Source organism: Rhizobium sp. M1 (assembly GCF_002531805.1).
Taxonomy (GTDB): Bacteria; Pseudomonadota; Alphaproteobacteria; order Rhizobiales; family Rhizobiaceae; genus Rhizobium; species Rhizobium etli_C.
The window spans coordinates 186,522-207,503 of record NZ_NWSW01000009.1 but is presented as its reverse complement, the minus strand read 5'-3'; the positions used below and the strand labels follow the sequence as shown (position 1 = coordinate 207,503).

Genomic DNA, 20,982 nt, shown 5'->3' with positions numbered 1-20,982 from the left:
GTCTTCTGCTGACGCTGTCAGAGTAGGTTCATCCATTGCCGCATGGCCAACACAACTCGCTTCTGCCGCCATAACGAATCTTTATAGCGGGGAAGGCTTCCGAAGCTCAGCGATGACCTCCCGACAATCAGCATCCCCGACATCAACGAGCGCCGTGCACAGGAAAACGATCCGGTCTCGGACCGGCTTCATCGTCCCCTGCGATATAGGTCTGCACGCGTCCGCACCACAGCGGAGATGCATACTGCCGAAGCTAAGTGTGTCTGTTGACGCAAGCTCAAAAGCGAGCCCGTGCAAGGCGCGCCGCAAGATCGTTCCGGATTGCCTGAAGCCTCAGCGCGAGGCAGGCAGCCCGTATATCTTTTCGATATCGTGGAGCATCAGGTTGGCGGCGAGAATCCCGCCGGCCGTATTCCAGACGGCGTCGCTGACGGCGCCGACCTTGCCGGCCTTAACGACAGCAAGATTGTTCCACAGCGGGTCGGACGTCCAATCGGCCGCGGCGGCGGCCGTCTTGCCGTCACCGGTGTCATAAACCAGGTAGAAGAGCCGATCGCCTTCGAATTCGGGCGTGCGCTCCTTCGTCACCTCGTCGGCGAATTCCATCCGATCCTGGTTTGCCGGCCGCGCAAAGCCGATCTGGCTCAGTATGTTGCCGGCAAAAGTATCTTTCAGCAGGATCCGGGTGCGCCCGGGCATGAAGCGCACCAGCGAAATCTTCTCGGCCTTCTTGTCCCCCAGCGCCTTACTGATCGCCGCAACGCGATCGTCATAGGCATTGAAGGCCGCATCCGCCTCCGCCAGCTTGCCGACGGCGGTGGCATAGAGCTTCATATTGCCCTTCCAATCGCTCCTGATCCGTTCGGAAAGCACGGTCGGCGCGATGGCCGAAAGCTGCGAATAGATCTTCTCCTGCCGGAATTTTGTGCCCAGGATGAGATCGGGTTCGAGCGAGGCGATCAGTTCGAGGTTGACGGCCGACTCGTCGCCGACGACGGTTACGCCCTCCATCCGCTGGGCGATGTGGTCGTACCAGGGTTTACCGAGCCAGGACCGCACGGCGCCGACCGGCTTGATGCCCATCGCCAACAGCGCTTCCGTTCCCTCGTTCGTCAGCACGACGATCCTCTTCGGCGCATCAGGCACATCGGTCACGCCCATGGCATGGGTTACTTCGCGCGCGCCGGCCGCAGTTACGGCGATGAGGGACAGAATGGCAGCGAACGCCGCCAGCAGAATGGATTTCGTACGCACGCAGGCCTCGAACTTGACAATTGAATGATTTTTCGACCAATCGGTTGGGTCATAAGATGAGATACATTGTCCACTTAAAGTCAAGCTGAAACTCGTGCGCTCTATCCCCCTCTCCACGTCTTCGCGGCCGATGACATTGCTGGCGATCGCCTTGCCGGCGATCCTCATCCTTGTCGTCGCAGCCAGCGTGGCACTGGGATATCGGCAATATGGGCCGGCTGCGATCTGGAACGCCATCTTCGCTTTCGACGGATCGGAAAGCGCCGTCGTCATCACCACGCTGCGCATCCCCCGGGCTCTTCTTGCGCCGCTCGTCGGCGCCGCTCTCGGTGTCGCCGGCGTCTTGACTCAGACGCTGGCGCGCAATCGCATCGCCTCCCCCGACACGCTCGGCATCAATGCCGGCGCAGCTCTCGCGGTCGTCGCCTCCAGCGTCTGGCTGGGGATCGGCTCGATCGCCGGAATGTCGGTGGCGGCCATTTCGGGCGCACTGGCGACCAGCCTGCTCGTCTTCGGCGTCGCCGCCACTTCGGGAGGCTTCTCGCCGATCCGCATCGTGCTCGTCGGCGTGACCGTCGGCGGTCTGGCATATTCGATCGTCCAGATCATCCTGACCACCAACGAAGCCCAGCTCAAGGAGCTGCTCTTCTGGCTGACCGGCTCGTTTGCCGACCGGCCGATCGCCTTTGCGATCGGCGGCGCACCCGTGGTCCTGGCCGGGCTGGCGGCCGCATGGATGCTCGCGCAGCCGCTCGACGCCCTGCAGGCCGACGATACGACAGCAGCAAATCTCGGCGTGCCGCTCGCCGTCGTGCGCTGGGCCGGCTTCCTGACTGTCTCGCTGCTGACGGGAGCTGGCGTCTGCATGGCCGGTCCGGTCGGCTTCGTCGGTTTCGTCGTGCCGCACCTCGCCCGATGGCTCGTCGGCCTCAGCCATCGCCGCCTGATCGTCACCTCGGCTTTGATCGGCGCCATCTACGCGACTGCGGCCGATATTCTCGCGCGTTTCATCATTTATCCCACTGAGGCTCCGGTCGGCGCGATCACCTCCACCGTCGGCGGCATCACGCTGCTCATCCTGCTTAAACGGAGAGCGGCATGACCTCGCCTGTCCGGTCGCACGCAGCCTCCAGAACTCCCCTGACGCTCGCAGCGATCGTCCTCCTCTTCCTCGCTCTCGCTTCGACCGGCGTGGCATTCGGCTCCACCTGGATCCCGCTTGCCCAGGTTTGGGACGTCCTTCTCGGCGCCGAGATCCGCGGCAAAACCGTCATCATCCTGCAGTTCCGCCTGCCGCGTGTCGTGATCGCTGCTCTGGCGGGCGGGGGCTTTGCGGTCGCCGGATATCTTCTCCAGCGCGTCACCCGCAACGAACTCGCATCGCCCGGCATATTGGGCGTCGTCGACGGCGCCGCGCTGGCGGTCGTCTGCTTCCTTGCGGCGCTCTCCAATGAGTCGAACGCGCTCGTCACCTCGGTCGCCTATCAGCCCGTCGCCGCGGTTGCCGGGTCGATTGCGGCGATCTTCGTCGTCTTCGCCTTTGCCGGCCGCCAGGCGGCGTCGGCGATCCGTCTGCTTCTGTTCGGCACCGCCGTTGCCGCGGTGCTGAAATCGCTGACCGTCATCGCCATGCTCGTCGGCCCGGTCTACCAGGCAGGACAGGCCGCCCGCTGGATCGCCGGCGCAGTCAACGAGATCAATTGGAACGAGATCCGGATCACGGCGATCGGCATGCTCCCGCTGACCCTCGTCGTGCTGATCGTCGCCCGCAGGCTGCCGCCGGCCGACCTCGACGAGATGTCGGCCAGAAGCGTCGGCCTCAACCTGCCGAGCTTCCGCATTCAAATCTTCGTCCTTGCCGCGGCCATCACCGCACTTTCGGCCGCCTTCGTCGGCGGCGTCGGCTTCATCGGCCTGATGGCGCCGCATCTGGCGCGCCGGCTGATCGGGCGAGGCGTCCATTTCGGCCTGATCGGCAGCTTCTTCATCGGAGCGTCGATGCTGGTGGGTGCGGATCTTATCGTCCGGTTGCTCTTTTCGCCGACGGAGGTACCTGCCGGAACGGTTCCGGCCGTCATCGGCGCTCCGTATTTCCTCTATCTCCTGATGAGAAACCAGCGCCATGGCTAGTGCGACCACCACCGGAAACGTCATATCGATCGAAGGGCTGAGCCTGGATTATGGCAAGGTCAACGTCCTGCATTCCCTGTCACTTGCCATCCCCAGGGGCAAGATCACCGTGCTGGCGGGCGCGAACGGCTGCGGCAAATCCACCCTGCTGAGAGCGATCCGCAGGCTGCACAAGCCCAGCAAGGGCGAGATCCTCCTTGAGGAACTGAGCCTTCACAGCCTCGGGGAAAAGGCGCTCGCCAGGAAGATCGGGCTCTTGACCCAGAGTCCTTCAGCCCCTGAGGACATGACGGTGCAGGAGCTCGTCCGGCTTGGCCGCTATCCGCACCAGACGCTGCTGCAGCCCTGGAGCGCCGGCGACGCGGAGGCGATCGAGCAGGCGATGGCAGGCACCGGCGTCGGGCATCTGCGTGACCGCAGGCTGGGCTCGCTCTCGGGCGGGCAGTTGCAGCGCGCCTGGATCGCCATGGTTCTGGCGCAGGAGACCGACATCATCTGCCTCGATGAGCCGGTCAACCATCTCGACCTCGCCCACCAGCTCGAATGCCTCGAACTGGTCGACCGTCTCAAGCAGCAGTTCGGCAGAACGGTCGTCCTCGTCCTGCATGACCTCAATCTCGCGGCGCGCTACGGCGACACGCTGGTTTTTCTCAGAGGCGGCGAGATCGTCGCCACCGGGGCGCCCGCCGATCTGGTCACCGAGGCGATGGTCTCCGACGTCTTCGGCGTGCAGGCAAGGGTCATAACCGATCCTGTTCACGGCCGGCCGCTCTGCATCCCGCTGCGTCTTGCCGAGACGTCATCCGAGTAGGCGGCCTCGCCGGCAAGGAGCGCGCTGACCAATCATTCCGCTGTCACCCCTCGATAGACAACTGGCTGAGCTCACCGGTCAATCTGTCGAGTTCGTGCAGAACCTTTTGGATGCGGGCGCGTGCCTGAAGCATCTGATCAATGTCGGAGCCGCCGGACGGTCCGGCTGCGGTCTGCAGGTCATGAGCATTCGTCGTGATATCGGAGACCGGATTTGGAAACTGGATGATTTCAGCCATTCTCATTCATTATTTTCATTGTGCCTGGGAGGATGGAAACTCTCATGTCTCCAGGATGCGGCGTGGTTTCATTGCCGATCGACCGGAACGTCTTCAATTTTCATTTCAATGTGTTGCGCTCGTCCCTGCACCCAGTAAACGCCTTGTCAACCTTAACAAAACTCCTACTTTTGCCGCTACAAGCGGCTCAGCTCCAAGCTTTGCTGCGCCGATCGGACAGCGTTGCGAAATTCGGATAAGGCAGGCGTCAACTTTGAGAACCGTTCAGTCTCTGCGGCTTAAGAACCGGCATAATGCGGAAATCCCGGCCGCTTGCCGTGCTTCGAAGCAAACTCGCAAGCGGTCGTTCTTTATCCGCGCGGCGTTATAGGCGCCCTCCTGCCGCGGCCCCAGAGGATGAAGGCCGAAAGGCCGAGCAGGATGACGTTGAGCGGCAGGGCCGCCGCTTCGCCGCGCGACAGATGAAAGATCATCGCAGCGATCTGCAGCAGCACGCAGCCGAGCGCCGCAAGCACCGTCAGACGCGGCTGGATGCGGGTCAGGGCCGGCAGCAATACGCCAACGCCGCCGGCAAAATCGATGATGCCCATGAGCCGTAGAAACCAGGCGGGAACCTGGCCTGGCCAGACCCACATCGCCGCCAATTGATCGACCGGCATGAAGAATTTCATGCAGCCGAAGATGGTGAAAGCGGCGAAGACGAGCACCTGCGCGGCCCATATCGCGACCTGAAGCAATCTTCCCACGGGCGGCGCCGGCGAAACGGTCGTGGCATTGGACATTTCGAACCTCCTGAACGATGGCTGGCTGCGACAGGCAACCTTGAACGAGCTTCACAGATAAAGCTGGCTACCCATCGTGAAAATCGGTATATTTTCGAAACAATTTATCGACAGGATCGATGAGAAATGCAGCCGCATCCGACCTTGGATCAGCTTCACGTATTCCTGACCGTGGTGGAGAAAGGCAGTTTCTCGGCAGCCTCCCGCGCGCTGAACCGCACGCAGTCGGTCATCAGCTATACGATCGCCAATCTCGAAGCACAGCTGCGCGTCGCGCTTTTCAGCCGTTCCGGCACCAAGCGGCCGCAACTTACGGAGGCCGGCCGATCCGTGCTGGAGGATGCGCGTCGGCTGCTCGGCGACCTCGACCTGATGCGGGCACGCGTGCGGGCCTTGAGCGATGGACTGGAGGCGGAACTCAATGTCGCGATGAGCGCCATCGTGCCGTCGGATATCGTCGTCGACGTGCTGCGCGCCTTCCGCAATCATTATCCGACCGTCTCACTGAACGTGACCGTCGGCACGCTCGGGATCGTCATGGATGCGGTCATGGCAGGAAAGGCCGCCGTCGGCTTCGGTGGCGCCATGGCAACCAGGAACGATCAGATCGTTTTCGAGCGGATCGGCCAGTCGGCGATGATTCCGGTCGCCGCCGCCGACCATAGTCTCGGCATGCTGGGCCGACCGCTAAACCTTGCCGACGTGCGCGATGAAACCCAGCTCGTCGTCTATGACGCCTCGGGGCTGACCAAGGGCCGGGATTTCAACGTATTTTCGCTCAAGACCTGGCGGGTCAGCGACAATGCAACGAAGCATCTTTTCATCCGCGGCGGACTGGGCTGGGGCGGGCTTCCGGCCTATCTGGTCAAGGACGATCTTGCCGATGGCCGTCTCGTCCATCTCCAGTTTCCTGCCTTCGATCAGGATGAATATCCGATCCACGTGATACGCAACGTCGCAAACCCGCCCGGACCTGCGGCAAGATGGCTGGTGGCGGAGCTTCGGGCGAGGCTTTCGGGCACGGTCCGAGATCGGGGACGTCAGCAAGACGTCGAACACGGCTCCAGCAAAATCGACGGCTGAGGACTGGATTCAGATCTTAGGCCGACCGGGCCTAAAATCATCCTGTTCTAGCGCATCACGCTTGCGGCAGACGAAGAGCCCAGCCACAGAGCCATGATTTCCGTCTTCGGCAGGGCTTTGCTGTAGAGGAAACCTTGCGCCGTCCCGCAACCGTTTGCGGCAAGGAAGGCTGCCTGCTCGGCGGTTTCGACGCCTTCCGCCACTACGCTCTGGCCGAGACAGCGCGCGATGGAGAGGATCGCCTTCACCAGTTCCTCATTGCGCTTGTCGGCGCTGTTGATGAAAGACCGGTCGATCTTCAGCGTGTCGATGGGAAAACGGGCCAGATAGTTCAGCGCCGAATAGCCCGTGCCGAAATCATCGATGGCGATCGAAAATCCCATGCTCCGAAGCTCGGAAAGCATCTGCAGCGTTTCATCCTTCTGATCCAGAAGCAGGCTTTCCGTGATTTCGATTTCGAGCCATTCCGCGCGGCAGCCTGTGTTCTCGAGAATCTCGGCGATCGACTTTATCAATCCGGCGGACTGGAACTGCTTGACCGACAGGTTGATTGCCACCTTGTGCGGTATCCCGCCGTCGGCATTCAGCTCGGCGGCCGTCTGGCATGCCTCACGCAGCACCCATCGGCCGAGCTCCACGATCAGCCCGGTATCTTCGGCGACCGGAATAAAGCGGACGGGGGGAATCATGCCCAGCACCGGGTGACGCCATCTCAACAGGGCCTCGGATCCGATCATGACGCCGCTGTCCAGGAGCACCTTGGGCTGGTAGTGCAGCTCCAGTTCACCGCGCTCGATGGCACGGCGCAAATCGGATTCCAGCCGCATGCGCTCTTCGGCGCTCGCCGTCAGATCCTTTGAATAGAAGCGAAAGCTGTTTCGCCCCGAGCGTTTGGCGAGATACATCGCGGAGTCGGCGTATTTCACGAGATCGTTGACGTCGGCGCTGTCATCGGGATAGAGCGCGATGCCGACGCTGCACGAGATGAACACTTCCTTGCCATCCAGCAGAAAGCCTTCCTTGAACCTCTCGAGGATCGTGCCGGCAATCCGGCCGAGGTCGTCGCCCTGGCGGATATCCGGCAGCAGGATCGCGAATTCATCGCCGCCGAGACGGGCGACGGTGTCGTAGTCGCGGACACTCGCCTTGAGGCGGGTCGCCGCCTGGCAGAGCAGTTCATCGCCGACGGGATGCCCCATCGTATCGTTGACCACCTTGAAGTGGTCGATGTCGATCAGCGCGACGCCAGCCCGCTGACCGCGTGACACGGCTGAGGTGATCATCTGCCGCAGCCGGTCGTTGAACAGCGATCGGTTCGGCAACGAGGTCAGGGGATCGTAAAAGGCCATCTGGTGGATTTTCTGGCGCGAGACGTTCAATTCGGTAACGTCGCGCGCCACACCGAGAACCCCGACAGCGCCTCCCCCTGCATCCATGACCGGCACCTTGCGTGTTTCAAGAAGAACAGATTGCCCGTTCTCCCGGGAAATGACCCATTCCTCATCGCTGAGGATGCATTCTCCGGCCTCGACCGCCGCCTTGTCCGATTCCCGAAAAAACCGCGCCCTTTCGATGTCGAACAGCTCGAAATCCGTTTTCCCGACAACGTCGGCTTCCGCCAATCCGGTCAGCCGCTCGAAGGCGTGGTTGCACAGGAGATAGACACCGTCCATGTCCTTGACCCACACCATATCGGGCATGGTCTGAAGCACGCTGAGCAACTGCATTCGCACGAGGTTGATGGCGTCTTCCGCCTGCTTCCGCTCGGTAATGTCGCGCGAGAACGCCAGGAGCGTGGTCGCGGCAGCAGGATCGGCGCTCGGCCGTCTGGCCACGGAGAGTTCGAACCACCGCATCTGACCGTTCGGCAAACCGATGCATATGCATCGGCCGTAGGCAACGCCCTCTTTGCCGGCCTCGCGCAGCGCCTCCATTGCGATGGCGGCCTGATCGGGCGCAAGGACGTCGTTAACCGTCCTGCCGAGCAACATCTCCTTCTGCTGGGCCAGCAGTTCCGGATTTCGTGTCCAGACCTGAAGATACCGGCCGTCCTCACCCACCTCGAAGAGGACGTCGGGAATGGCGGTGATGATCCCCTCGGCGAACTCAAGCGCCTTTTTGAGATCCCGCTCCGCCTGCTTGTGCTCGGTAATGTCGACGATGGCGCCGATCACGCCGGCGGCATCGCCATCTTTTCCCGACAACACCACCTTGTTGACGACGACGTCGCGCACCGTCCCGCCCGCCGTGGTGATCTTGGTCTCACAATCGCGGGCTCCGCCCCTTTCCGGGAGAGCCTCGTCTCGCGCCAAATGCCATTCCGCCTGATGTTCCGGATTGAGATCGGCGTCGGTTTTCCCGATGATCTCCTCGCGCGCATGGCCAAGCAGGTTCTCGAAGGCCCTGTTGCAGCCGAGGTAACGCCCATGCCTGTTCTTGTAGAAAACCGGAAGAGGAAAGGCGCCGAGCAAGGCTTCGAGCAGGGCTTCCCGATCGACTGCCGCGTCCTGATGCTGCTCTCCGGTTCGCCCGTGGTCATGCCCCGGCGCAGGAAGGGCCGGCTGCTGAAGCGACTGGGACAAGGTCATCATGGATCTCCCTCAACCATGGGAAACAACCAGATGTCTCATTCACCCGGTCGAGAATCTTTAGCAAAGGCCGCCCAAGTCATTTGAGGGGAAAGTTATGGCCTGAAGATCGGATCACAAAGGCACCGGTCCGCCGCGATCCGAGCATGTCGGCTTGGCATTGGATATTGCGGTCAGAAAATTAAGAGATCGCTGTGGTCTTCGGCAGTTCAGCAATTTTCGACGCGCGAAGCGGATCGGGTCGGCGCATTATGGATATTCATAATTCTCGTGACCTCAAACGCTGCGTCCGAAAGGCCGGGCGATTGGATCGTAAAACAGACGAGCGGCTATCCGGAATCCGAACCCTCTGGCCAGATCACGACGGTTTCATATGAGCTTGTGGCAAGAACCTGGTTTCGTTGCATTTTTTTACGCTTCTTAAACCAGGGAAACGACAAGCTGGGTCACCGAATGAGGTGCTGCTTGTACTTCTCCGCCATGAAGACGGGTTCAGAGACGAGCCAAAAATCCGCGTTGTCAACAGCGCGTTCAGAGGTGGAAATGTTTGATAGTACGCATGCCTACGACCGTCATTCCAGATGCAGCGCACGGGCCGCGATCGCGCCGACCCTGAATATCCCCGCCGCCAGGAACAGTTGAGCGTGGATCGCGCCGCCTCGGCTTGCTGAAAGCCTCCCACGAGATGTTGACGGTTGGACGTCGATCACGAGATCGGTTCGGCATGCACGTCAGCGACGTGAACGCCATTCTCCGGCGCGCCGCACCCGACGCGCGGGGCCGGGCCATGATGGCCGATCTCTAGCAAATGATTGTGAAGCAGTGTCCCGGAGGCCGCTCGGCCGGGCTGTCTTGTTCTGACGAAGCGCGAATGGTGGGGGTTCGGATTTGGAAAATACGGTGATGCCATCCGGCGAGTCCCATTCTTCCGTCGCGAAATATATCCGCTCCATCGGGCGCCATTACGTCCTCGCCGTCGTCGTCATGACAGTTCTGATCGGGGCAACCTTCCAGACGGTCAAGGTGGCTCTCGATCGCCATTCGCTGCAGCAGAACATCAGCTATTTGATCGGACGCCAATTCATCCGCTTCCAGCAGCTGGCCACCCAGACACGCGCCATTATGCGCGCTTCGGCCGACCCGAATATGCCTGAATATATTATCAGGCCGATGGTCGAGGACGTTCAGAGGGCGATCGACGACATCCGCTCCATGAGCATAGATTTGAACGGGCTGAATACGCAGGTCGAGGCGAACCTACTCGAACGGCTGAACGGACGGGATAGCGCGTCCGAGAAATTGCGGCTCGAACTCGACGGACGGTTGGAGGACTTCCTTCAGAGGGCCGAACGCGTCGTGTCCGCAAAACTGCAGGATCGACGGGAACGTTACAGCTTCTGGGGACCGATCGACTTTGCCGTTTCGTCGGACAGCGTGCTCATGCGTCAGTTCAGCGCCTTGATCGAGAGCGCGCATGACCGGAGCGATGTCAGCATCGATCACACGCGCCTGATCAGTGCCGTGCTGCTCAGCCTCACTGCGGCAACGCTCATCCTTGCGACCCTCATCCTTTTCATACCGCTCCTCGTCAAACTGCGCACCGAACACCGCCGGACCCTCGATTTCGAGATCAAGCTGACGCATCTGGCGCATACGGATACGCTGACGGGCCTTGGCAACCGATCGTCGTTCAACGAGGCGCTGAACGGACTGTTCGGATCCCTTGAGCGGACGGGGGCAGGCTTTTCCATGCTGCTGGTCGATCTCGACCACTTCAAGGCCACCAATGACAGTTTTGGTCATCCGGCGGGGGACGCGGTTCTGAGCCATGTCGCGAGGGCGCTGCAGAAGACGTTCCGATCCGGTGATATCGTCGCGCGGCTTGGCGGCGACGAGTTCGCCGCTCTGCTTCCGGGCATTTCAGATGCGGCAACGCTGGAAGGAATTGCCGGGCGCGCAGTCGCCGCCATTGCGACGGAATGTCAGTTCGACGGCCGGTTGCTGCCGGTTTCGGCCAGCCTCGGCGGCGCGGTCGTGCCGGGCCATGCCGCAGACGAGGCGACCCTCATGCGCGTTGCCGATCTGGCGCTTTATGCCGCAAAGGCCAAGCGCAATACCGCCGTCATCTTCGACGAAAGCTCCTTCGCCCAGCGTCTGGAGCAGAACCGGCTTGCGAGCGCCCTCGCCTTCGCCGCCGATCGTGACGAGTTCGTCGTCTACTACCAGCAGAAGGTCAACCTGCAGACCGGCAGGCATCTCGGCTTCGAGGCATTGGTGCGCTGGCGCCATCCCCAGCTCGGCATTCTGCCGCCGGGACGCTTCCTGCCGCTGATGGAAGGTCACCTTATACAGGGGATGACGCGCTGTATCGTCAACACCGTCGCCCGTGATCTCAGAGCATGGCAGGCAGCAGGCCTCGCCGTGGGATCGGTCGCCATCAATCTGCCGGAAGCCCTGCTGGTCGGCGATGACGGTTACGATCTTATCGCTGCGGCGGTCGGAGCGAACCGGCTCGACTGGCTCGACTTTTCCATCGAGATCACCGAAGACGTCTTTCTCAATCGCGGCGCCAACCAGATCGCCGAGACCATCTCCCGCTTCCGCAAGCATGGAGTCTCGGTCTCGCTCGACGATTTCGGCACCGGCTTTGCGTCGCTCGTGCATCTGCGTGACTTCCCCTTCGACGAACTGAAGATCGACCGCAGCTTCGTTGCCGAAATCGGCAAGGATGTTCGATCGGAACAGATCGTCAGGGCGATCATCGATCTGGCGCGCAACCTCGGCAAACGGTGCGTCGCGGAAGGTATCGAGGAGGAGGTCCAGCGCGACTTCCTTCTGCATGCGGGTTGCGACATCGGCCAAGGTTATCTGTTCGGCAAGCCGGAACCGGCTCTCGTGGCGGTCGAACGATTGGTTCGTCGGCCGGCGGTGCGCGGAATATCCGGGCGGTCCCGCAAATTGCCGGTTGAAACGGTCTCCTGAACCGCACGGCGCGGCACAAACATCGACGAAAGAGGATAAGGAATGAGACGGGCAATCATACGGGCGTGGCTTGCCACGACCCTGGCGGCGGCAGCTCCTGCGGCCGAGGCTTTCGCGGCAGAGGGCATGGCGGTGGACGTCGTGCATTTCTGGGTATCGAAAAGCGAGGCGGCGGCGCTCGATGTTTACCGCAAGGCCTGGGCAGCGGCCGGCAACCAATGGGTTGACATGCCGGCGGAGAACAAGGTCGCGGTCCAGCGGGTCGTGAGCGACCGCATCGCCAACGGATATGCGCCGGCTGTCATGCAGTGGAATGCCAACGAAGGATCACGCGAACTGCCGGAAATGGGCATCGTGCTCGACATTGACGATGTCGCCCAGGCGGATCACTGGCGCGATGTCATTCCCGCGACGGTGTTCGACCGGATCTCCTCCAAGGGAAAGGTTTATTTTGCGCCGACCAATATCCATGCCGAAAACTGGCTGTGGACGAGCACGGCGGCATTGGCCGAAGCGGGAGCAAAGACGCCGCAGACCTGGGACGAGCTGTTCGATGCGGCCGACAAAATCCAGGCGACGGGACGCCGGGCGATCGCGCTCGGCGGCGCCCGATGGGAGGTGTCTCTCATCTTCAACGACATCGTCTATCACAAGTTCGGGCCGGAAGGTTATGCCCGGCTGATGAGCGGCGATGCAGAGCTGGTGCAGGACCCGCGCATGATCGAGGCGCTGGATATGCTGCTGCGCCTGTCCGATTATGTGGAGCCGATCGAACAGCGGAAGAACAAGACATGGGCTGATGCGACTGCGGCGGTCGGCCAGGGCAAGGCCGGCATGCAGTTCATGGGCGACTGGGCCAAAGGCGAACTTGCAGCGCGCGGCTACAGCGTCGACAAGGATTTCGACTGCAGCCTCGTTCCCGGCACCTCCATCGCCTATTTCATGGTGATCGATGCCTTCGCCTTTCCGCTGACCAACCGGGACGGCACGGCGCAAGCGCAGCAGGCTTTCGCGCGCATGGTGCTCGACCGGGACAACCAGGTTGCCTTCAGCCGGATCAAGGGCTCTTTGCCCGTCCGCACCGATGTCGATCCATCGGGACTCGATCGCTGCGGCAAACTTGGATTGGAGATGATCAAGGCGCATAAGGGCGAAGTCAGCGCCCAGTCCCAGGCCATGCCGACCCAGATGTCGGAAGGCTGGATCGCCGTGGTCGGCGACTTCTTCAACAACAGGAACATGTCGGCGCAAGAGGTTCAGAAGCGCTTGCACGATCTGCTGATGCAGCGCTGAAGGCCGCGGACGGCCGGCACCGCAGCACGGCACGAGTATCCATAATTCGCAGAGATGTACGATAAGCGCAGAAAACGGCGCGCCGCCAGTCCGCTGGCGGCTGGAACTCACAAGATTTAACAAAGGCTTAAGCTTCGTTGAAACATCTTGCCATCACGATTTTCATTGTGGGCGTGTTGGTGGTTTTTTGAAGTCAGTTTTTTTATCTTCATTGGGTCGATGCTTGCACACGCTTCGCGGTCTCGGAAGCGACAGAACCGGCAATGTCGCGATCGTCGTTGCCCTCAGCCTGGTGCCGATGCTCGTCGCGGTCGGCGCAAGCTTCGACTACATCCGCAGCTACAATGTCCGACAGAGAATGCAGAGCGACCTTGACGCAGCCCTGATCGCCGCGGTCAAACAGATCGACAATGTCGAGGACGCGGACGCTCTCAAGACGAAGGTTTCCGACTGGTTCCACGCACAGGTGGACAACAGCTACACGTTGGGTGAGATCGAGATCGATACGGCCAACCACAACATCACGGCGACGGCGAGCGGCACCGTTCCGACCACCTTCATGAAGATCGCCAACATCGAGACCGTCGACGTCAGCGTGGCGAGCGCCGTCAAGGGACCGGCCACCTCCTATCTCAACGTTTATATCGTCATCGACACCTCGCCCTCGATGCTGTTGGCGGCAACGACATCAGGCCAGGCGACGATGTATGCCGGCATCGGGTGCCAGTTCGCCTGCCACACCGGCGACGCGCACACGATCGGCAAGAAGACATATGCCAACAACTATGAATACAGCTCGGAAAAGAAGATAAAACTGCGTGCCGATGTCGCCGGCGACGCCGTCCGCGAAGTGCTCGACATGATCGACGAATCCGACGCCAATCATGAACGGATCAAGGTCGGACTCTACAGCCTGGGAGATACGCTCACCGAAGTTCTGACCCCGACCCTGAGCACGGATACGGCGCGTATCCGCCTGGCGGACGCGAGCTATGGCCTCACCAGCGCGACCTCGAAGGCCGCCACCTATTTCGACGTATCGCTTGCAACGCTCAAGCAGAAGGTCGGCGCTGGAGGGGATGGAACCACCTCGGGCTCGCCACTCAAGCTGGTTCTTCTGCTGACGGACGGCGTGCAGTCGCAGCGTGAATGGGTGACCGACAAGGTGACATGGGACAAGAACGGGAAGCCGACGTACGGGGCCTATTGGAACAAGGTGGCGCCGCTTAATCCCGAGTGGTGCGGCTATCTGAAGAACCAATCCAACACGATGGCGGTGCTCTACACCGAATATCTGCCGATCACCTCGGACTGGGGCTATAACGCCACCGTCGGCTCGACCATGGCCAGCGCCAACTGGAAGAGCACCTGGGGCGGCACCATGGACAGCGGCGTTTCGAGCAGCATTACGCGGCGGGATTACATCCCCTATGCGCTTGCCGGCTGCGCATCGTCGAAGAGCCTGTTCATTTCGGCATCGTCGTCGTCCGAGATCACGGAAGGCCTGTCGACGCTCTTCACCCAGTATCTCTCTTCCGTCCGGTTGACCCAATGACCGCAAGAAAACGCTTTGCGCCGTTTCGCCGCCTGCTCGGCGATCGCAAGGGGGTGGCCGCGATCGAGTTTGCGATCCTGGCCCTGCCGCTCTTCATCATGATATTCGGCATCATCGAAGTGTCGCTGATGTTCTTCGTCAACTCCGCGCTGGACGCCTCGGTTCACAAGATCTCCCGGATGATCCGGACCGGCGAGGTCGCCTCGTCCAAGATCACACTGGCCGGATTCAAGAGCAAGATCTGCGACGACATGCTTCTGGCCTTCAGCTGCTCCAGCGGTCTCGTCGTCAAGGTCAGCGTGCTTTCCGACCTGTCCTCCGCCACCAGCGCCGATCCTATCGACAACAGCGGCAAGCTCACCGTCACCGAGACCTACGATATCGGCAAGGGCAGCGACTACATTCTGGTGCAGGCATTCCTGCCCTGGGGAGCCACCGTCAACTTCTTCAGCCTGTCGAGCGCCAAGCTCTCGGACGGCAGCTATCTGCTCGGATCGTCCGCTCTGTTCCGCAACGAGCCCTTCTGACATGATGATGAAACGAAACCTCCCCCTTATCAGCTTCATCAGGTCCCGTATCCGCCGGCTCGCCCGCGACCGCTCGGCCGCTTCCGGCGTGGAATTCGCATTGGTGCTGCCGATCCTGATCGTGCTGCTGTTCGGCACCGTCGATCTCGGCCATGCTCTCACCGTCAGCCGCAAGATAGACGAGATCGCTTCCAGCACGAGCGACATGATCGCCCAGCAGAGCACCTGGACGAAGACCGACGTCGCTAAGCTTCTCTCCGGCGCAAGCTTCATCCTGCAGCCCTATGAAACCACCGGGCTGACCATTATGGTCACGGTCAACGATGTCGACAACAGCGGCAAGGCAACCGTCAACTGGTCGGCCGCGTTCAACACCACGGCGCTTGCTTCCGGCACGGCAAGCGCCATCGACATACCGAAAAAGATACAGGAGACCGGGGTGCAGGTGGTGCTGACCCGCGTGCAATATCGTTTGACGACGCCCGTCTCGACATTCTTTTCAAACTTCACGGGAATGGACGGCTACAGCTTCGACCACCATTTCTTCACGCGTCCCAGGGTCAGCGACACGATCAAATACAATTGAGCCGCAGGCTGCCCGCCATTGATGCATTGCTTCGGCCACTCGGCGGATCGGCTTTTCCGGGGAATCGCAATGCATGATCGTGAATATGAGGAACGTGAAATGACGGCAGGAAGAGGTTCCGGCATGCGGCAATTGTCTGCCAGTCGCGCCGATCGCGCTGGCCGCGATCGTGAGTTTCCGTGCTCCAGCCGCGGCGGCATAAGCCGGTCTTCACCGGTCGCAGGACCCGGCCAGCCATTGCAGCTTCTGGGCGCCTGGCTGCGCAGCTACGACTATCACTACAGCCTCTACTGAGTGGAACGAGGCTCACCCGGCGAGCTTGACGATGCCGTAGGGATTGAACTTGAACTCGTCCACTTCATAGGTGGAATCGAACGAGAGCCTGGCCCCGCGCGCCTTGAGCGTCGGATCGAGCCCCTGCTCGGCAATCTCGTCGGCAACCGCATCCATAATGGCAACGACCTTCCTTTCACTGCCGGCGGTCTCCGCGACGTAGACTTCCGGCAGCCCGACGAGATGGAAGCCGACGCTTTCCAGATATCCCCGCGCCGAGAGCGGCCGCTTGGCGAAAGCGAGCCGGCCGATGCGCTGCTGGGCGAGCGGATCTGCCGCTTTCACCGCCTCCGCACCTTGGCCGATCAGCGCTCTCCATCGATCGAGGCCATGGGCGATGCCGGCGCTTTCGCCTTTGACGGCCACCGCTCCCGCCGCGATCAGTCGCTCGACGAGGCGCAGCGCCGTCATCGACACCTTTACCGTCTCCGCCTGCGCCATGCTCGGCCCGAGCACGTAGAGGACGGATTGATGATCGGCGACGGCTTTCTCATCCGCCTCGTTCCACACATCGGCCTCGACCCGATCCCAGCAGACATCGAACGATCGGCTCATGCGATCATCCGGCTCTGCCTGCGAATATTCCTCGTCGACGCTAAATCCATCGGCGAAGTCCCGAATCGCTTGGACTGCTGCCTCGGACAAGCGGCTGAGGTCGCGATCCTTCCCGAGGAAACACAGAACATGCCGGGGCGTCACCGAGGACGCCTCCTCCCGGATCGCCGATTCCGGGCTCGCTTCCCCGGCGAAAGCCGGTTTCCAGCCGATCATGGCCCACAAGGACCCCAAGAGCGAGCGACGCAGGATATGCAAGATCGATGCCTCCGTTCGGTCATATGTTTACAGCCTCCGCTTGTAAACATATGACGTACGAAACGAAAGCGGGATCGTCGCCGCAGCCGATGCGTCGTGCGCCTTTTCTTCAGGCCCAGATGTCGCCTAGGGTGAAACCTTCGGTGAAGGGATCGTCATTGTCGAGGACGAGGGTATTCAGGCCCGAGATCCAGCTGGTGCCGGTCAGCGTCGGAACAACGGCGGATTGGTCGCCGATCCGGGCCTCCTCGACCAGCCTGCCGGTATAGATATTGCCGAGAATCCCTTGATGCCGGAAGTCCTGATGGAGCGGCAATTCGCCCTTCGCATGCAGAACGGCCATCTTGGCGCAAGTGCCGGTGCCACAGGGGCAGCGATCAAGCGCACCCGTCCAGGTGGCGGGATCGTCCCAGGAAAGATCCCCTGTCGCCATCGTCACCGTGTTCTTCCAATCGGCGTTCGGATCGTCCGTCGGCCCCGACAGCTGCGAGATCGTGATGCCGACGCCGGGGTAATGCGGATGGGCAACCGGCAATTGTTCGATGGCCGCCTGCCGGATCATCGCCGAAACGCGCGCGATCTCCCGCCCATGTTCCGGGATCAGCTCGAGGCCTTTGAACTGCCTGACATCGGCGATGACATAGAACATGCCGCCCCAGCCGACATCGACGGTGACCTTTCCGAGATGCGGCACATCGATGACGGCATCGAGATGGGCGGCAAATGCCGGGACGTTCTTGAAGGTCACGTTCTTGACCTTGCCGTTCTTGCATTCGGCCTTGACGCGGATCAGGCCGGCGGGCGCCTCAAGCACCAGCTCGGTGACCGGCTCCTTCATCGGCAGCATGCCCATTTCCAAAAGCACCGTCACCACCGAGATGGTATTGCCGCCGGACATCATCGGATATTCGACCTGCTCCAGGATGATGTAGCCGGCATCGGCTTCCGGGTGAGAGGGCGGTACGATGATGTTACAGCAATGGGCGGGATAACCGCGCGGCTCGCGCAGCATCAGCTTGCGCAGCTGGTCATCGTTGCTCTCCAGCCATTTCATCTTCTCATAGACGGAATTGCCGGGAATATGCGGAATGCCGCCCGTGACCACCCGCATCGGCGTGCCCGCATGGGTATCGACTGCGTGGATCGTTCTTTTGAAACCCATAATTTCTCCTCCATCGTGTCGTTGCGAAATTGCCGTTTCACTAGACCGGCGCCTGCAGGTCGCTATTGCCTTGTAATATCGTATACGATATCTCTTATCCGAAGTCACGGCGCTGTCAACCGTCAAAGTCACACTTGTTGACACCAATGTACATTTTTCCTTTCGGCGTCCCGGCGCTGTTGCTAAGGAATTCCATGGGCCGGAACATCGACCGGCCGAGAAACCGGGCCGCGCCAGATGTCTTCAAAGCATCAGCGGTCAAGGAAACACGAGAAGGGAGATTTCAGATGTCGGATGAGGTCGTGCTCGATCAGGCTGAAGCCGAGACCTTGGCAATACGGGCCTGTCGGGCAGCCGGGGCAGCACAATCCACCGCCCGCTCTCTGGTGGACGCCACCTTGTCCGCCGCGCTCTTTGGACCTGCCACCCTCGGATTTCCGCACATGGTGGATTATCTCGACAGTTTTCGCGAGGGCCGCATCAATTGCGACCCAACCCCCAGCTGCGAGCGCCCGTTTCCCGCCTTCTTCGTCGCCGACGCCGATCGTGGCATCGCGCAGCTGGGCTTCGATCTGGCGTTCGACGATCTGGCCGAAGCGGCGCGCACTTTCGGGGTCGCCGTCTTCACGCAGACGAACAGCTACACCGCGGGAGAGCTGGGCTATTATGTTCGCCGGCTTGCCGGCGAAGGGCTTGCCGGCATCGCCGCGACCAATGCAAATGCCATGGTGGTCGCCAAAGCGGGCGGCCCCGCCGTCTACAGCACGAACCCGATGGCCTTCGGCTTTCCGCTCGGAGAAGGCTCGTTGCCGCTGATCATCGACCAGGCCTCGAGCGCCACGGCCTATGTCAACATCGTCGCAGCTGCAGCCGAGGGGCGCAGCATTCCGGAGGGATGGGCGGTCGACGAAACGGGCATGGACACACGGGATGCCGCAAGAGCACTGGCCGGAGCCCTCCTTCCCTTCGGCGGGCGCAAGGGCGCCAACGTGGCGCTGATGGTGGAAATGCTGTCGGCCGGACTGTCCGGAGGCCCCTGGTCACTGGACACGCCATCTTTCAGATCGGGAAGCGCCAGCCCGGCGGTGGGATTGACCGTCATCGCAATGATGCCCGGACGCCCCGACGATGGCCTCGTCGAGCGCGCGCATCGCCAGGCAGCCCGGCTCCAGCAACACGGCGTGTTCATACCTGGCGTCGATGGGATCGAATATCCAAAATCGCCGTCTCAGAGCCTGAAAGTGCCGCGCGCGGTCTTCGAGACCATCAAGCAGATCGCAGACGCCTGACGGACCGGCATCGATTTCAGAGTGCCGCTCAGCGAGGCTTTTTTGCCGGAAGATGTTCGAGGAGGGATTGGCAGGCGCTCATGATGTGAGCATAGACGAGACCGGCCGCCTTTTCTTCGTCACGCGCCCGGCACGCTTCGATGATCTCCCGATGTTCGCGGTCCGCCGTCTGCTTGCCGTGCGACAGCGTCAATTGCACCCGGAGATAGCGTTCCAGCCGGTCGTGGACGGAACGGATCGTGTTGACCAGGAACGGTCGTTGCGCATCCTCGTAAAGACAGCTGTGAAACCGCCAGTTCAATTCCGACCAGCGCGCCACATCCGTTTCCTTGGCGAAGGCCTCGCAATAGGCCAGAGCCGTTTCGAAGGTCTCTTCCGTCATGTGAGGGATCGAGAGCTTGATGGCGTTCGATTCCAGAATCGCTCGAACCTCGAAGATCTGAGCGATCTCGGGTTCCGAGACGCTGGTAACGATTGCGCCTTTGTTTCGGTGGAATTCCACCAGGCCTTCCGCCTCCAGCCGCTTGAGCGCTTCCCGCACGGGGATCTTGCTGACATTGAACAGGCGGGCGACATCGTCCTGGCGGATCGGCTCGCCTTCATCCAGCGAGCCGTCCGCGATGGAATCGCGGATGAACTTCAGGATGACATCCGAGGCGGTGGGGGCCTTCCCGAGATTTGTCACCTGAGCGGTGTTGAAAGGCATTCCCCGAGCTCCTCGTTTCGTAGCCGACGCATATCCCCATTGGGATATCGTAGACGATCCCGCTGCTCAAGGCCGATCGGCGCTTTCAAGCCACGGCTTGCGCCCCGGTGATTTCCACCAGCGAGCCGCACATGAAGGCCGCCTCGTCCGATGCGAGGAAGGCAACGAGGGCCGCCACCTCCTCCGGTCTGCCGATACGGCCATAGGGAACGAGCTTGTCGAGATCGGCGATCGTGCGGCCGGAGCGTTTGACGCCCGCTTCGAGCATCGGCGTGTGGATTTCGCCGGGGCAGACCGCATTGACGCGAACCTTATCGGGCGCATAGTCGCGGGCAAGGTTCTGGGTGAAGGCGGCGACGGCCGCTTTCGTCGTATTGTAGGCGATGTGGTTCGGCGCGGGATAGAGCCCCCACTGAGAGGCAGTGTTGACGATCGCGCCGCCGCCGCCGGCGATCATATACGGCAGCGCCGCCCGGCAGAGATGAAACATCGAATCCAGGTTGACGGCGAAGCTCGTGCTCCAATCCTCGTCCGACAGCGACAGCAGATTTCCGCGCCGGTTGATGCCGGCATTGTTGACCAGCACGTCGAGCCGTCCCTTGATCGCAAAGGCTTTCTCGATGAGGTCGACGCAGTCGGGCTTGCGCGAGATGTCGGCCGCGATCGCAATTGCAGATCCGCCGACGGCCTCTATGCCGGCGGCGACGTCACCCGCCGCCCCGGCGTTCGCGTCCGTCACCACCACCAAGGCGCCCTCATCGGCCAGCCGCTTGCAGATGGCCGATCCGATGCCGCCTCCGCCGCCCGTCACGACGGCGACCTTGCCCAAAAATCTCTTCATAACGAACCT

At 61.5% G+C, this 20,982-nt stretch carries 19 protein-coding genes; 11 read left to right on the top strand and 8 right to left on the bottom strand.

Translation table 11 applies throughout. The annotated features are described in order from the left end of the window. Window positions 1-333: 333 nt before the first annotated feature. Window positions 334-1,254: an iron-siderophore ABC transporter substrate-binding protein gene (locus CO655_RS10935; RefSeq protein WP_245423779.1), complete on the bottom strand. Its 921-nt coding sequence runs from the start codon at window positions 1,252-1,254 to the stop codon at window positions 334-336. Between the two features lie 94 nt (window positions 1,255-1,348). On the opposite strand from CO655_RS10935, the gene CO655_RS10930 reads away from it, so the two are divergent. Genes CO655_RS10930 through CO655_RS10920 form a run of 3 tightly spaced genes read left to right on the top strand, consistent with a single transcriptional unit; the run spans window position 1,349 to window position 4,195 of the window. Then, complete coding sequence (locus CO655_RS10930; RefSeq protein ID WP_245423778.1) at window positions 1,349-2,356, top strand: iron ABC transporter permease; 1,008 nt, start codon at window positions 1,349-1,351, stop codon at window positions 2,354-2,356. Beyond that, a complete protein-coding gene (locus tag CO655_RS10925; protein WP_097607227.1) occupies window positions 2,353-3,384 on the top strand; it encodes an iron ABC transporter permease in 1,032 nt (343 codons plus the stop codon). Before CO655_RS10930 ends, CO655_RS10925 begins: the two co-directional genes overlap by 4 nt. After that, entirely contained in the window at window positions 3,377-4,195 is an 819-nt protein-coding gene (locus CO655_RS10920; RefSeq protein ID WP_097607228.1) for an ABC transporter ATP-binding protein, read from the top strand. Before CO655_RS10925 ends, CO655_RS10920 begins: the two co-directional genes overlap by 8 nt. A gap of 43 nt (window positions 4,196-4,238) precedes the next feature. On the opposite strand, the gene CO655_RS33810 is transcribed toward CO655_RS10920, so the two are convergent. Both CO655_RS33810 and CO655_RS10905 read right to left on the bottom strand, forming a co-directional pair. After that, a complete protein-coding gene (locus CO655_RS33810) occupies window positions 4,239-4,433 on the bottom strand; it encodes a hypothetical protein (RefSeq protein ID WP_170965008.1) in 195 nt (64 codons plus the stop codon). 350 nt (window positions 4,434-4,783) lie between these two features. Then, window positions 4,784-5,215, bottom strand: a complete 432-nt coding sequence (locus CO655_RS10905) for a DoxX family protein (RefSeq protein ID WP_097664665.1) — start codon at window positions 5,213-5,215, stop codon at window positions 4,784-4,786. A 126-nt stretch (window positions 5,216-5,341) separates the two neighbouring features. Here CO655_RS10905 and CO655_RS10900 point away from each other — a divergent pair, with 126 nt between their 5' ends. Next, window positions 5,342-6,298: a LysR family transcriptional regulator gene (locus tag CO655_RS10900; protein ID WP_097664663.1), complete on the top strand. Its 957-nt coding sequence runs from the start codon at window positions 5,342-5,344 to the stop codon at window positions 6,296-6,298. Window positions 6,299-6,345: 47 nt separating this feature from the next. On the opposite strand, the gene CO655_RS10895 is transcribed toward CO655_RS10900, so the two are convergent. Continuing rightward, window positions 6,346-8,889: a bifunctional diguanylate cyclase/phosphodiesterase gene (locus tag CO655_RS10895; protein ID WP_097664662.1), complete on the bottom strand. Its 2,544-nt coding sequence runs from the start codon at window positions 8,887-8,889 to the stop codon at window positions 6,346-6,348. Window positions 8,890-9,789: 900 nt separating this feature from the next. Between CO655_RS10895 and CO655_RS10890 the strand changes: the two genes are divergently transcribed. The 6 genes from CO655_RS10890 to CO655_RS33350 all read left to right on the top strand — a co-directional run bounded on the left by CO655_RS10890 (window position 9,790) and on the right by CO655_RS33350 (window position 16,123). After that, entirely contained in the window at window positions 9,790-11,868 is a 2,079-nt protein-coding gene (locus CO655_RS10890; protein WP_097664661.1) for an EAL domain-containing protein, read from the top strand. 42 nt (window positions 11,869-11,910) lie between these two features. Then, on the top strand, window positions 11,911-13,161 hold the full coding sequence (locus CO655_RS10885) for an ABC transporter substrate-binding protein (RefSeq protein WP_097607234.1): 1,251 nt from the start codon (window positions 11,911-11,913) through the stop codon (window positions 13,159-13,161). A 187-nt stretch (window positions 13,162-13,348) separates the two neighbouring features. Continuing rightward, the gene (locus CO655_RS10880; protein ID WP_097664660.1) at window positions 13,349-14,716 is read left to right on the top strand and encodes a TadE/TadG family type IV pilus assembly protein; all 1,368 of its coding nucleotides are present in this window, start codon (window positions 13,349-13,351) and stop codon (window positions 14,714-14,716) included. Continuing rightward, on the top strand, window positions 14,713-15,243 hold the full coding sequence (locus tag CO655_RS10875; protein WP_010030766.1) for a TadE/TadG family type IV pilus assembly protein: 531 nt from the start codon (window positions 14,713-14,715) through the stop codon (window positions 15,241-15,243). Before CO655_RS10880 ends, CO655_RS10875 begins: the two co-directional genes overlap by 4 nt. Before the next feature lies 1 nt (window position 15,244). Then, window positions 15,245-15,829 carry a TadE/TadG family type IV pilus assembly protein gene (locus CO655_RS10870; RefSeq protein ID WP_097607236.1) on the top strand — a complete coding sequence of 195 codons (585 nt, stop codon included), beginning with the start codon at window positions 15,245-15,247 and terminating at the stop codon, window positions 15,827-15,829. 99 nt (window positions 15,830-15,928) lie between these two features. Beyond that, window positions 15,929-16,123, top strand: a complete 195-nt coding sequence (locus CO655_RS33350) for a hypothetical protein (protein ID WP_141514299.1) — start codon at window positions 15,929-15,931, stop codon at window positions 16,121-16,123. A gap of 12 nt (window positions 16,124-16,135) precedes the next feature. Here the strand turns inward: CO655_RS33350 and CO655_RS10865 are convergent, their stop codons facing one another. Together CO655_RS10865 and CO655_RS10860 are read right to left on the bottom strand one after the other, a co-directional pair. Further along, window positions 16,136-16,975, bottom strand: a complete 840-nt coding sequence (locus tag CO655_RS10865; protein ID WP_097664658.1) for a hypothetical protein — start codon at window positions 16,973-16,975, stop codon at window positions 16,136-16,138. Between the two features lie 109 nt (window positions 16,976-17,084). Beyond that, the gene (locus tag CO655_RS10860) at window positions 17,085-18,137 is read right to left on the bottom strand and encodes a proline racemase family protein (RefSeq protein WP_010031656.1); all 1,053 of its coding nucleotides are present in this window, start codon (window positions 18,135-18,137) and stop codon (window positions 17,085-17,087) included. A gap of 287 nt (window positions 18,138-18,424) precedes the next feature. Here CO655_RS10860 and CO655_RS10855 point away from each other — a divergent pair, with 287 nt between their 5' ends. Then, the gene (locus tag CO655_RS10855) at window positions 18,425-19,426 is read left to right on the top strand and encodes an Ldh family oxidoreductase (protein WP_097664656.1); all 1,002 of its coding nucleotides are present in this window, start codon (window positions 18,425-18,427) and stop codon (window positions 19,424-19,426) included. Window positions 19,427-19,454: 28 nt separating this feature from the next. Here CO655_RS10855 and CO655_RS10850 read toward each other — a convergent pair whose 3' ends face one another. Then, complete coding sequence (locus CO655_RS10850; protein ID WP_097664655.1) at window positions 19,455-20,132, bottom strand: GntR family transcriptional regulator; 678 nt, start codon at window positions 20,130-20,132, stop codon at window positions 19,455-19,457. Window positions 20,133-20,217: 85 nt separating this feature from the next. Further along, window positions 20,218-20,973 (bottom strand): SDR family oxidoreductase, encoded by a 756-nt coding sequence (locus CO655_RS10845; RefSeq protein WP_097664654.1) that lies wholly within the window; start codon window positions 20,971-20,973, stop codon window positions 20,218-20,220. Window positions 20,974-20,982 lie beyond the last annotated feature (9 nt).